This window comes from Marinobacter salsuginis, assembly GCF_009617755.1.
Taxonomy (GTDB): domain Bacteria; phylum Pseudomonadota; class Gammaproteobacteria; order Pseudomonadales; family Oleiphilaceae; genus Marinobacter; species Marinobacter salsuginis.
The window spans coordinates 927,678-939,357 of sequence record NZ_BGZH01000001.1 but is presented as its reverse complement, the minus strand read 5'-3'; the positions used below and the strand labels follow the sequence as shown (position 1 = coordinate 939,357).

The 11,680-nt window shown below is 58.6% G+C and carries 12 protein-coding genes; 5 read left to right on the top strand and 7 right to left on the bottom strand.

The features are described from left to right. Window positions 1-24: 24 nt before the first annotated feature. From GJU83_RS04280 to GJU83_RS04265, 4 genes are all read left to right on the top strand, one after another. Entirely contained in the window at window positions 25-1,002 is a 978-nt protein-coding gene (locus tag GJU83_RS04280) for a Bug family tripartite tricarboxylate transporter substrate binding protein (RefSeq protein ID WP_153633807.1), read from the top strand. After that, window positions 999-1,445 carry a tripartite tricarboxylate transporter TctB family protein gene (locus GJU83_RS04275; protein WP_153633806.1) on the top strand — a complete coding sequence of 149 codons (447 nt, stop codon included), beginning with the start codon at window positions 999-1,001 and terminating at the stop codon, window positions 1,443-1,445. The genes GJU83_RS04280 and GJU83_RS04275 overlap by 4 nt, the downstream gene beginning before the upstream one ends. Beyond that, a complete protein-coding gene (locus tag GJU83_RS04270; protein WP_069182907.1) occupies window positions 1,445-2,971 on the top strand; it encodes a tripartite tricarboxylate transporter permease in 1,527 nt (508 codons plus the stop codon). The genes GJU83_RS04275 and GJU83_RS04270 overlap by 1 nt, the downstream gene beginning before the upstream one ends. Window positions 2,972-3,142: 171 nt before the next feature. After that, window positions 3,143-3,814, top strand: coding sequence for an NAD(P)H-binding protein (locus tag GJU83_RS04265; RefSeq protein WP_153633805.1), 672 nt, complete (start codon window positions 3,143-3,145; stop codon window positions 3,812-3,814). Window positions 3,815-3,819: 5 nt separating this feature from the next. Here GJU83_RS04265 and GJU83_RS04260 read toward each other — a convergent pair whose 3' ends face one another. The 3 genes from GJU83_RS04260 to GJU83_RS04250 form a co-directional block, all read right to left on the bottom strand. Beyond that, a complete protein-coding gene (locus tag GJU83_RS04260) occupies window positions 3,820-4,440 on the bottom strand; it encodes a LysE family translocator (RefSeq protein ID WP_153633804.1) in 621 nt (206 codons plus the stop codon). Between the two features lie 90 nt (window positions 4,441-4,530). After that, window positions 4,531-6,201, bottom strand: a complete 1,671-nt coding sequence (locus GJU83_RS04255; RefSeq protein WP_153633803.1) for a GMC family oxidoreductase — start codon at window positions 6,199-6,201, stop codon at window positions 4,531-4,533. A 28-nt stretch (window positions 6,202-6,229) separates the two neighbouring features. Continuing rightward, window positions 6,230-7,741, bottom strand: a complete 1,512-nt coding sequence (locus GJU83_RS04250; protein ID WP_153633802.1) for a CoA-acylating methylmalonate-semialdehyde dehydrogenase — start codon at window positions 7,739-7,741, stop codon at window positions 6,230-6,232. Window positions 7,742-7,927: 186 nt separating this feature from the next. Between GJU83_RS04250 and GJU83_RS04245 the strand changes: the two genes are divergently transcribed. Then, window positions 7,928-8,836 (top strand): LysR family transcriptional regulator, encoded by a 909-nt coding sequence (locus GJU83_RS04245; protein ID WP_153633801.1) that lies wholly within the window; start codon window positions 7,928-7,930, stop codon window positions 8,834-8,836. On the opposite strand, the gene GJU83_RS04240 is transcribed toward GJU83_RS04245, so the two are convergent. The 4 genes from GJU83_RS04240 to GJU83_RS04225 all read right to left on the bottom strand — a co-directional run bounded on the left by GJU83_RS04240 (window position 8,823) and on the right by GJU83_RS04225 (window position 11,669). Next, a complete protein-coding gene (locus GJU83_RS04240) occupies window positions 8,823-9,608 on the bottom strand; it encodes a ZIP family metal transporter (RefSeq protein WP_153633800.1) in 786 nt (261 codons plus the stop codon). The genes GJU83_RS04245 and GJU83_RS04240 overlap by 14 nt on opposite strands. A 105-nt stretch (window positions 9,609-9,713) precedes the next feature. Next, window positions 9,714-10,814 (bottom strand): oxidoreductase, encoded by a 1,101-nt coding sequence (locus tag GJU83_RS04235; protein ID WP_153633799.1) that lies wholly within the window; start codon window positions 10,812-10,814, stop codon window positions 9,714-9,716. A gap of 117 nt (window positions 10,815-10,931) precedes the next feature. After that, window positions 10,932-11,210: an Rdx family protein gene (locus GJU83_RS04230; RefSeq protein WP_069182914.1), complete on the bottom strand. Its 279-nt coding sequence runs from the start codon at window positions 11,208-11,210 to the stop codon at window positions 10,932-10,934. 6 nt (window positions 11,211-11,216) lie between these two features. After that, window positions 11,217-11,669, bottom strand: coding sequence for a hypothetical protein (locus GJU83_RS04225; protein ID WP_153633798.1), 453 nt, complete (start codon window positions 11,667-11,669; stop codon window positions 11,217-11,219). Between the last annotated feature and the right edge of the window lie 11 nt (window positions 11,670-11,680).

Sequence of the window (11,680 nt, the reverse complement as noted above, 5' to 3'; positions counted from 1 at the left end):
AAACAAGTCGATGAGGTGACAATCATGTTTATCAAACGAACCCTGTCTTTCGTGGCGGCTGCGGCCGTCTCCATGTCTGCCATGGCCTGGCAGCCCTCCGGGAAAGTGGAATGTCTCGCACCTGCCGATCCCGGCGGCGGTTGGGATTTCACCTGCCGCAGTGTCGGTAACGTGTTGCAGGATCTTGCCCTTGTGGATGGCAGTGTGCAGACCGTCAACATGGCGGGCGCCGGTGGCGGCGTCGCCTATGCGCACACGGTGAGCAAGCGGGCCGACGACAACAAGCTGCTCGTCGCCGCGTCTACTGCCACCACCACCCGCCTCGCCCAGGGGCAGTTCCCCGGCATGAACGCCGATATGGTGACCTGGGTCGGTGCGCTCGGTGCCGATTACGGCATCATTGCCGTTGGCAAGGACTCCGAGTACCAGTCCCTCAATGCCCTGATGGATGCCGTAAAGGCCAACCCGAAGTCTGTGAAGTTCGCCGGTGGCAGCGCACGTGGCGGCTGGGACCATCTCAAGGTGCTGATTGCTGCCAAGGCAGCGGGTGCCGACAAGCTCCCCTCGATACCCTACCTCTCCTACAACAATGGCGGCGAGGCTATGAGTCAGGTTGTTGGTGGACAGGTGGACGCGTTCACCGGAGATATTTCGGAAGCCACCGGCTTTCTTGAGTCTGGTGACCTGAGGGTGGTAGCAGTGCTCTCCGAGGAACGTCTGCCTGGAAAATTCAGCGACCTTCCAACAGCTAAGGAGCAGGGCATTGATGCGGTTGGTCCGAACTGGCGTGGCTTCTACATGCCAAAAGGCGCCAGCGAGGAAGCCAAGTCCTACTGGGTTGAGGCTGTCGATACTCTCTACGCCAGTGAGGAGTGGAAAAAGGTTATGAAGAGCAATGGCCTGATTCCGTTCCACCCGCCGGCTAGCAAGTTCGACGAGTTTGTTCGCAACCAGGTGCAGGACATTGAGAACCTCTCACGTGAAATAGGGCTCCTCAAATGACCAGTCTCGGTGATCGTATTCTCGGTCTGGGTCTGCTCGTTCTCGCCGTTGCCTATGGCTGGGCCGCCCAGCAGTGGCCCGAGCCATTCGGTGGTGCCGAGACCGTGGGCCCGGAAACCTTTCCCACCATGCTCGCGGTTGTTCTGGTGGCAGGTAGCCTCTACCTCATGATCAAGCCAGATCCGGATGCCCAGTGGCCGATCGGCAAATCCGCCTTTGAACTTATGGTTTCGCTGGTGGTTCTTGTGGTCTACACGCTGCTGCTGGAGCCTCTCGGCTTTGTCATCGCCACCACCCTCGCTGTGGGCACCCTCAGTTGGCGCATGGGTGCAGCGCCAAAACCGGCGTTCCTCACGGGGCTGCTGAGCGCTGTGGTGGTCTTCGTGCTGTTCAATTACGGATTGTCCCTGAGTCTCCCGGCCGGCTTGCTGGAGGTGCAGTGATGGAAACGCTTGGCTTCTTGATGGAGGGGTTTGCCGTTGCGTTGACCCCTTACAACCTGATGTTTGCGCTATTCGGTGCGTTCGTGGGCACATTGATTGGATGTCTGCCCGGTCTGGGGCCTGCGAATGGTGTCGCCATTCTTATTCCCCTGGCTTTCACCCTTGGCCTGCCGCCGGAAACCGCGATGATCCTGCTGACAGCAGTGTACGCCGGTGCCATGTACGGTGGCCGGATTTCCTCGATTCTGCTGAACATTCCGGGTGATGAACCGGCGATGATGACCTGTCTGGATGGGTATCCCATGGCTCAGAAGGGCCGGGCAGCCGACGCTCTCGCAGTTTCTGCAATTGCCTCCTTCGCTGGGGGTCTGATTGGCACTATCGGTCTGATCATGCTGGCGCCGGTATTGGCAAAGTTTGCCCTTACCTTTGGGCCGGCCGAGTATTTTGCCCTGTTCCTTCTGGCCTTTGCCACGCTGGGCGGAATCACCGGCAAGAACCCGGTGAAAACCGTGGTCGCCGCCACCCTGGGGATCATGATCTCCACAGTGGGCATCGACATCTCGACCGGGACCCAGCGCTACACCTTTGGTGTGCTGGAGTTGTATGAGGGTATCGATTTCATTCTGGCCATTGTCGGGCTGTTCGCCATCTCCGAGCTTCTGTTCTTTGTGGAATCCCGCATGGGCCGGGGGCGAGACAAGATGAACGTGGGCAAACTGACACTGACCATGAAAGAGTTGGTGATGACGATCCCGACCCAGCTGCGTGGTGGTGTGCTTGGCTTTATCTCCGGCGTTTTGCCCGGGGCCGGTGCCTCATTGGGCAGCTTTATCAGTTACACCCTGGAGAAACAGGTTGTTGGCAGGAAGGGCAAATTCGGAGAGGGCGACATCCGGGGTGTTGTTGCGCCGGAAGCCGGTAACAACGGCGCATCTTCTGGTGCCCTTGTTCCGATGCTCACCCTGGGGGTTCCCGGAAGCGGTACTACGGCGGTTCTCCTGGCCATGCTGATTTCCCTGAATATCACGCCGGGACCGCTGATGTTTACCCAGAACGCGGACATCGTCTGGGGCGTGATCGCCGCCCTGTTGATCGGTAACGTCCTGCTTCTGGTGCTGAACATTCCGCTGGTGGGCTTTTTCGTGAAGCTGCTGTCGGTGCCGCCGATGTATCTGCTGCCAATCGTTACCATGGTGGCGTTCGTTGGCATCTATTCGATCAGCCACAGCACTTTCGATCTGTACTTCATGGTGGCTTTCGGCGTCGCCGGCTACTTTCTGCGCAAGCTGGAAATACCGCTGGTGCCGATCATCCTTGGCCTGCTCTTGGGGCCGGAGATGGAAAAGAACCTTGGCCATGCCCTGGTGCTCTCGGATGGCGACTGGAGTGTGCTCTGGGCAAGCCCGCTGGCAATGGGGCTCTGGATCGTTGCAGGCCTGGGACTGATTCTGCCTTACCTGATTGGTCCACTGCTGCGTCGGCGAATGAACGCTGCCATGAAAGAAAACCCGGTCAGCGATTAGGTTTGCCGCGACTGAGTCAACCTGACGTTCTGTTGTCAGTCTTTGCACCGGGCCAAGCCCGGTGCTTTTTTATTGGTCATCGGAAAAGTAGTCAATCATCCACAAGGTGACAGACCTCCTGCAACTGTCTTTGGTAGGATGACAACAGAGAAATTCGGGGAAGGTTTTTTTATGAGGGTAATGTTGCTGGGTGCCACCGGTTTGACTGGTGGCAAGGTGCTGCAGGGTTTGCTGGGCAGGGATGAAGTTTCGCAGGTGGTGGCGCTGGTGCGGCACAAACTGCCAACTCTGCATGACAAGCTGGCCCAGCATGAGGTCGATTTCGACAAACTGGAGGGTCACTCCGAGCTTTTTGATGTCGATGTGATTATCTGCTGCCTGGGCACCACCATCAAAAAAGCGGGCTCACAGGAGCAGTTCCGGAAGGTGGATCTGGGGTACCCTCTGAAAGCGGGAGAACTCGGCCGCTCCCAGGGTGTACGGGCGTTTATCCTGATGTCCGCCATTGGTGCCTCATCCTCGTCGACCATTTTCTATAACCGGGTAAAGGGCGAGCTGGAGGACGCGCTGAGAGATCTCGACTATCCCTATCTGTCCATTTATCACCCCAGTCTGTTGCTGGGCGATCGGAAGGAACAGCGAACCGCCGAGGCTTTGGGGATAAAAGCGATGCCGCTGGTCAACCGCCTGTTGATTGGTCCCCTGGATAAGTACAGGGGCATTGAGGCGCAAACGGTGGCTGATGCCATGGTCAATGAGGCCTGCAGCCTGGCCTCAGAACCGGCCGCCGAGCAGGTGGTCCAGACTCGCGAGTACGATGAGATTGTCCAGCTGGCCGGTTGAGCCGGTTATTTGCCGTTCAGGATGCCGACAACCAGGCGGCCGGCCAGGCCGATGAGAATGGCGCCGAAGATGCGCTCGAACCACACGGCTTTCTGCCGGAGCAGGGTAAGCCATTTCGGGTTGGAGAACAGCCAGGCAACAATCAGGTACCAGCTGGTATCAATGACAAGGGCGGTTGCGGCGTAGCCGAACTTGGCCATCAGGCTGGTGTCGGTGCCCACGACCTGGCTGAAAAGCGCCAGAAAGAAGACGGCGATTTTCGGGTTGAAGAAGGCAATCAGAAAGCCGTCGCGGGCGGCACTCTTGGTGGTAGGCGGCTCGGGCAGTTCGTCATCCGGCTGCCGTTTTGCCATCAGCCCTTTCATTCCCAGCCAGGCGAGATACAGGGCGCCGCCCCACTGCAGGATTGAAAACGCCGTTGGCGAGGCGGTGATGATGGCGGCCAGCCCGAGGATGCTCAGGAAGGCATAGATACCGACACCGATGCCGTGGGAAAGGGCGGTAATGACGCCGTTGCGTCGACCGCCGGTAAGCGTCTGTTTGAGGACCAGGGCCAATGAGGGGCCCGGCGACATGGCGCCCAGAACGCAGATGGTGACAACGGCGAACCAGGTGGCAAGCGTCATGATGAGTCAGTCCTTTGCAAATGAAACAGGCTGCCAAGTCTAGCAGCCTGATCACCGTCAAAAACCTGGAAACTGCAACCAGTTCAATTCTCACTCACCGGCCAGAATCCAGCGGGCGGCCTTTTCGGCAATCATCAGGGTTGGGGAGTTGGTATTCCCGCTGGTGATAGTCGGCATCACGCCCGCGTCTACCACGCGCAGTCCGGCCACGCCCCGGACCCGAAGGTGCGGGTCAACTACTGCCTGGTCATCATCGGCCCGCCCCATGCGGGTTGTTCCCACCGGGTGAAAGATCGTAGTGCCAATATCTCCGGCGAGCTTGGCCAGTTCGTCGTCGGTCTGGTACTCAAGGCCTGGTTTGAATTCCTCGGGCTGGTACTGCTGGAAGGCCGGTTGTTCGGCAATACGTCGCGTCACCCTCAGAGAGTCTGCAGCCACTTTGCGGTCTTCCGGCGTACTCAGGTAATTGGGCGAGATGGCCGGCGCCTGCTTTGGATCGTTACTCCGGATGCGCACGGTGCCCCGGCTGGTGGGGTTCAGGTTGCAAACGCTGGCGGTGATGGCCGGGAAATTGTGAAGTGGTTGACCGAATGCGTCCAGGCTCAGGGGCTGAACGTGGTATTCGATGTTGGCGTGTTTGTACTCCTCGGAGCTGCGGGTGAACAGGCACAGCTGTGACGGCGCCATGCTCATGGGGCCGGAACGGGTGAGGAGATACTCCAGGCCGATACGGGCTTTTCCGATCAGGGAATTGGCCATGGTGTTCAGGGTTGTGGCGCCTTTTACCTTGTACACGGACCGGATCTGCAAGTGATCCTGGAGGTTTTCCCCAACGCCAGGAAGGTCGGCAACCACATCGATTCCGTGCTCGTTCAGAAGGTCGGCAGGGCCAATGCCGGAAAGCTGGAGCAGCTGAGGTGAGCCAATGGCGCCCGCGGACAGGATGACTTCTCGTTTTGCCCGGGCGATTACGTCATCGCCGCCAGAGCGCTCGACCCGGACGCCGACACAGCGGGGCCCTGAGCCGGAGTTCTCTGTTTCCAGGCCCAGCACCTGGGTAGAGTGCCACAGGGTCAGGTTGGGTCGCTTTTCGGCGTCCCTGAGGAATGCTTTGGATGTGTTCCAGCGCCAGCCGGAGCGCTGGTTTACTTCGAAGTAGTCCACGCCCTCGTTGTCGCCGCGGTTGAAATCCCGCGTACGCGGTATGCCAGCCTCAACGCAGGCGGTAGCGAAGTCCTCCAGCACTTTCCACTTCAGGCGCTGGTGCTCCACACGCCATTCGCCGCCGTGGCCGTGGTACTTGTGATGCTCCGGGTCAGCATCGCCGCCATCATCAAGACGATAATGGTCCTCGTGACGCATGAAATCGGGAAGGCAGTTGTCCCAGTTCCAGGCGTCCTCGCCGGTCATCTCGGCCCATTGGTTGTAATCCCGTGCCTGACCGCGAATGTAAAGCATCCCGTTTATGCTGGAACAGCCCCCGAGGGTCTTGCCCCGCGGGTAAATCAGGGAACGGCCATTCAGGCCGGGGTCCGGCTCGGTGCGGAAGCGCCAATCCGTACGTGGGTTGTCGATGCAGTACAGATAGCCGACCGGGATGTGAATCCAGTGATAGTTATCCCGCCCGCCTGCCTCAATGAGCAATACCCGATTATTCGGGTCTGCGCTCAGGCGATTGGCGAGCAGGCAGCCGGCTGAGCCGGCGCCTACCACGATATAGTCGAACTCCTGCTGTCCCGTTGCGTTATTGTTGTCGGGCATGGCGCTCTCTCCGCAGCTGCGTCTGTCGTTATTTGGCTGTTGGCATCACAAATTCGGCGCCGGCATCAATGGAATCGGACCAGCGCTGCATGATGGATTTCTGGCGCGTGTAGAACTTTACGCCCTCTTCGCCGTAGGCGTGGGTATCGCCAAACATGGAGCGCTTCCAGCCACCAAAGCCATGCCATGCCATGGGAACGGGGATGGGTACGTTAATTCCGACCATGCCGACCTGGATCCTGCGGCCAAATTCCCGAGCGACGCTGCCGCTCTCGGTAAAGCAGCTTACGCCGTTACCAAATTCATGATCATTGATCAGGCGGATGGCGGTGGCGATATCCGGTACCCGGACACAGGCCAGAACCGGGCCAAAAATTTCTTCCTTGTAAATCGTCATGTCGGGCGTGACATGATCAAACAGTGAACCGCCCATCCAGAAGCCATCGGCACAGCCCTCGCCCGTGTTCGACGCATCGAACTCACGGCCATCAACCACCAGTTCAGCGCCTTCGGCCACACCCTTGTCAATGTAGCCGGTAATGCGCTGGTGTGCGGCGGCAGTCACAATCGGGCCCATCTCGGCATCAAGCTGTTCGCCGTTTTTCACTTTCAGGGCGCGGGCTCTTTCGGCAAGCCGGGGCATAATCTTGTCGGCAACATCGTCAACAAGCACGGCCACACTGATGGCCATGCAGCGTTCGCCGGCACTGCCGTAGGCGGCGCCGATCAGCGCGTCAACGGCTTTGTCCAGATCGGCATCCGGCATGACGACCATGTGGTTCTTGGCGCCGCCAAGGGCCTGAATGCGCTTCCCGTGTTTTGCGCCTTTCTCGTAGAGCAGGTTGGCAATGGGTGTAGAGCCGACAAAACTCAGGGCCTGAACATCGGGATGTTCAATGAGGGCGTTCACCGCCTCTTTGTCACCCTGGACCACATTGAATACGCCATCGGGCAGGCCAGCCTGTTTCAGCAGGTCGGCAATCATCAGGGACGCGCTTGGGTCCAGCGGGCTGGGCTTCAAAACGAAGGTGTTCCCTGCGGCGATCGCTACCGGAAACATCCACATGGGCACCATGGCCGGGAAGTTGAAGGGGGTTATGCCGGCGACCACGCCCAGGGGCTGGCGGGTGGTCCAGTTGTCGATTCCGGTGCTGACCTGCTCGGTGTAATCGCCTTTCAGAAGCTGGGGAATACCACAGGCAAACTCGACAATGTCGATGCCCCGGGCCACTTCGCCCTGGGCGTCTGTGAACACCTTGCCGTGTTCTGCGGTGATGGCGCGGGCCAGATCATCCTTGTGTGTGTTCAACAGCTCCAGAAACTTGAACATGACCCGTGCCCGGCGGATGGGCGGTGTGTCGGCCCAGGCGGGGAAGGCTGCATCGGCGGCAGCAACAGCAGCGTTCACATCCTCGCGGTTGGCCAGGGCCACCCGTCCGGTTACCTGGCCGGTAGCCGGGTTGAATACCTCCTGGGAGTGGCTGGATGTGCCGGGAGATATTTGGCCATTAATATAATGCTGGATGGTTGCTTCAGTCATGGATGCCTCTGTCTGTTCGTGCTCAGCCTCTAAAATGGGACAGAATGTTTGATTCTGCGGGCTAAAATGAGCGTTGATTAATATCTGACCATATAGGTTAGGGGTGGCTATTGGGTAAAGCAATTGAGATTTTTAAAAGCACAATATAAATTAATCTTATATCGTGTCCTGTAAGCGAGGTCTTCTATGCATCCCCTTCAGAGCCTTCGGGCATTCGTTACCGTGGCGCGGGAGGGTAGCGTTTCCCGTGCAGCAATTCGCCTTCACCTGACCCAGCCCGCCGTTAGCCTGAAGCTTAAGCAATTGCAGGATGAGTTAGGGCTGAAACTGTTTCTACGCAAACCCCAGGGGCTGGTCCTGACACCGGATGGCCAGGCTCTGCTCCCGCCGGCGGAGAAAGCGCTGGCAGCCGTGGCCGCCTTTGAGCAGAGCGCCCGGGCAATGCACAGCACGCTGCGAGGGCGATTGCGCATCGGTACCATTGTGGATCCAGAATTCATCCGTCTCGGTGCGTTTCTGCGCCGGTTGGTCGAACGGGCGCCTCAACTGGAGACCGAACTAAGGCAGGGCATGAGCGGCAGCGTATTGGAGCAGGTACGGGATGGCCGGCTCGACGTCGGCTTTTTTCTGGCTCCGCCGGGTGTTGGGCCGGGGTCACTGGCACCCGATGTGACTCATCGTGAGCTGACCCGGTTCAACTATTATGTTGTTGCCCCCGCGGGCTGGGGGCCGAGAATTCGGTCTGTGCAATGGTCTGATCTGGCCACCATGCCCTGGATTGTGACGCCCGAGGACTCCGTTCATCACCGGCTACTCAAAGGCACTCTGGATCCCATGGGCTTAATGCCCCGTGGCGTGGCTCAGGTCGATCAGGAGGCCTGCATGCTGGACCTGGTTCGGGCCGGAGTGGGCCTCAGCCTCGCCAGGGATGCGCTGGCCATGGCTGAGCGCCAGGAAACCGGTCTGGAAATTGTCGATGGGGTACAGTTGCCTTGCGCACTCAGTTTTATATGGCACCGGGACCGGCAGGACGAGCCGCTGATAGCCGAGGCGCTGGAAGCCCTTGCGGGCGTCTGGGCTGTTAGCCCAGCGTAGCATCCAGGAACATCATCACGGCGAACCCGCCCATCAGGCAGAAGGTGGACATGATCTTCCACTGGCGATGGTGAGTTTCCGGGATGATCTCATTGCTGATGATGAACAGCATGGCGCCCGCTGCGAAGCCCAGGGTCCAGGGCATCAGGGGCTCGGCCAGCCACACGAGGGTAGCACCGAACAGGCCACCCAGGGGTTCGGCAAGGCCGGTCATGAGGGCGATGGCGAATGCCTTGATGCGGGAATAATCGATGGCAAGCAGGGAAAATGCCACTGCCAGCCCTTCCGGGATGTTTTGAAGCCCGATGCCGGTGGCCAGCACGTACCCGTTATTGACGTCGCCGCCAGCAAAACCGACACCCACGGCCATACCCTCGGGAAAGTTGTGAAGGGTGATGGCGACAATGAAAAGCCAGATGCCGCGAATATAGGAGGCATCCGGTCCTTCCCGGCCCAGCTCGAAGTGCTGGTGTGGCAGTCTCTGGTGAACGAAATAGAGCGCGGCAGCTCCAGATAGCAGACCGAAAATGACGATCAGGGCGGAAGTCCAGGTTTCGCCGGTAATCTGCTCCCCATACTCCAGTCCCGGCAACAACAATGAAAAAAATGAAGCTGCGAGCATGACACCCGCGGCCGACGCGAGCATTCCGTCCTGCAGTTTATGGGTCAGGGTGCGAACAAGGAACACGCCCAGAGCGCCGACGCCGCTGGCGAGGCCTGCCAACAGACTGGCCATGGTTCCCAGCCAGACAATACTGATGTCAGAGGTCATTCAGTCTCCCTTTCGCTTGTGATGTCAGCATAGCAGTTCGAAGTAGCTACGCAGGAGAAACCCAGCTGGGTTCCTCCTGCAACATCGATAGGGAGGGAGAGACGATCAGGCGGCGTTTTGCTTGCGCCAGGCCAGTTCGTTGGTAATCGTGGCCTTCGGTTGCAGCATCGCGAAATCGATGTCTGCTATCTCTTTGCCGTCTTTGAGTCGCTGCACGAAGTCGGGGTTTGCGAGCGCTTTCTTGCCGACCGCAAGCAGGGTGTGGGGGAACTGGTTGGCAACGTCCTGGCAATTGGTTTCATCAATGCTGCCATTGAGGATCAGGTTGATGCCTTCAACGCTGGCCGCCACGCTAGCCAGACTTTCATCTCCTTCCACAAAGTGCTTCCGGTTCACGTCACCGTCGGTGGTGTGAACGAAGTCGGCACCGGCATCACGCACGGCCTCCACAATTTGGCGGAACCCTGCTGCACCTTCGGGCAACTGGTAGTCGGGGTCGGTTACGGTGCCTTGGGACAGTCGAATGCCGACGGTAAAGTTCTCGCCAACAGCCTCCCTTACTGCGCGGACGACTTCCACCACCAGGCGAAGCCGGTTTTCCAGTGCTCCGCCGTACTCATCCTCGCGGCGATTGAAATACGTGCTCAGGAACTGATTCAACAGGTAGCCATTGGCACCGTGAATCTCGATGCCGTCAAACCCGGCGGCCTTCGCATTGGCGGCGGATTTTGCGAAACCATCAACAGCCGCCTGAATGTCGGCCTTGGTCATGGCCGCAGGGGTTTGCCATTCAGTCTGGTCACCGTAAAACCCAAGCGGTGCGCCTTTGGGTGTGACTTCACTGGGGCCCTGGGGCTGTTCCGTGAAACGGTTTGCCTGGAACTGCGCGCCGGCGTGCATAAGCTGAACAAGCATTTTGCTGCCTGCGGCGTGAACCCGATCGACAATGGCTTTCCAGCCATCGATCTGTTCCTGGTTTATGATGCCGGGTTGGTTGGCATAGCCCTGACTTGCCTTGTCGTCGGTGTAGGTGCCTTCAGTGATCACCAGCCCGAAGCCGCCTTTTGCATAGCCTTCGTAGTGATCGGCCATCAGGGCATTCGGAGTGCCGTCTGGCTCTGCGCTGGTCCGCGTCATCGGTGCCAGGGCGAATCGGTTAGGTACCTCAATGGTGTTGAACTTTATGGATTGCATCACGTCGCTCATAGATACCCTCACATATAAGTGAATTGATGGGCAACTACTATCGGGCCGCGCCTCGGACTCTTAAAGCGAAGAATATCGACGCAGCCTGTCAATATTTTTGAATGATTGTTCTGTAGCTCAGGTTTTTGAGTCGGAGTGCCCAAGCGAGCGTCCCGGTGCGATCTGGTCCCGAACCAGCTGCTTGAGCTTTGTGATTTCCGGAAAGCCGCCGTCGTCTTTGCGGGACCAGATGCGATGGTCGTTCACCCATACCTCAAAAATTCCGCCGGTACCCGGGTGTAGGCTCAGTTCACTGATTTCGCCTTCGAAAGTCGTCAGCAGTTCCTGTGCCATCCAGGCCGAGCGCAAAAGCCAGCGGCAACCCGTGCAGTAATGGATATCAATTTTGTTGGTCATCAGGAATCAATCCGTGTCATGGGTTGGATAGACCGAACGCGACAGGGTAGGGGCACAGCCGACGACGCCTCGGGCCTGTTTGTGGGCGTGAAGATACCAACGCTGGCCGGGTTCTGCGAATGTGGTTTCGCTCACGGAGAAGTCCGAATTTTCCATGGTTGCCGGAATTGGCGAGCCGTCGGCGTGGCGATATACACAGCTCACGCCGATGGTCAGCGCTGTGGCTACCGGTAGTTCAACAAAGCCATCCTCTCTTACATCCGGCTCTTCGCCATTGATAGCAATGATCTTGAGACAGGGGCCGTAATGCACCTTCTCGAGATCATCCAGGTATTCGTTGAGACAATGACTGGCGCTGACGAAGACAGTGTCGGCCTCAATCCCGTCCTGGCCGGCGGGCAGCGACAGACAGCCCTGGAGTATCAGTATCCCGAAAACCACGAGCAGAATCTGTTTCATGATTTCTCCTC

Excerpts from the sequence above, each read along its gene's own strand:
- GJU83_RS04245 (WP_153633801.1), top strand. The coding sequence starts at position 7,928 with ATGCATCCCCTTCAGAGCCTTCGGGCATTCGTTACCGTGGCGCGGGAG.
- GJU83_RS04275 (WP_153633806.1), top strand. The coding sequence starts at position 999 with ATGACCAGTCTCGGTGATCGTATTCTCGGTCTGGGTCTGCTCGTTCTC.
- GJU83_RS04260 (WP_153633804.1), bottom strand. The coding sequence starts at position 4,440 with ATGACGCTTGCCACCTGGTTCGCCGTTGTCACCATCTGCGTTCTGGGC.
- GJU83_RS04250 (WP_153633802.1), bottom strand. The coding sequence starts at position 7,741 with ATGACTGAAGCAACCATCCAGCATTATATTAATGGCCAAATATCTCCC.
- GJU83_RS04255 (WP_153633803.1), bottom strand. The coding sequence starts at position 6,201 with ATGCCCGACAACAATAACGCAACGGGACAGCAGGAGTTCGACTATATC.
- GJU83_RS04235 (WP_153633799.1), bottom strand. The coding sequence starts at position 10,814 with ATGAGCGACGTGATGCAATCCATAAAGTTCAACACCATTGAGGTACCT.
- GJU83_RS04270 (WP_069182907.1), top strand. The coding sequence starts at position 1,445 with ATGGAAACGCTTGGCTTCTTGATGGAGGGGTTTGCCGTTGCGTTGACC.
- GJU83_RS04265 (WP_153633805.1), top strand. The coding sequence starts at position 3,143 with ATGAGGGTAATGTTGCTGGGTGCCACCGGTTTGACTGGTGGCAAGGTG.
- GJU83_RS04230 (WP_069182914.1), bottom strand. The coding sequence starts at position 11,210 with ATGACCAACAAAATTGATATCCATTACTGCACGGGTTGCCGCTGGCTT.
- GJU83_RS04225 (WP_153633798.1), bottom strand. The coding sequence starts at position 11,669 with ATGAAACAGATTCTGCTCGTGGTTTTCGGGATACTGATACTCCAGGGC.
- GJU83_RS04280 (WP_153633807.1), top strand. The coding sequence starts at position 25 with ATGTTTATCAAACGAACCCTGTCTTTCGTGGCGGCTGCGGCCGTCTCC.
- GJU83_RS04240 (WP_153633800.1), bottom strand. The coding sequence starts at position 9,608 with ATGACCTCTGACATCAGTATTGTCTGGCTGGGAACCATGGCCAGTCTG.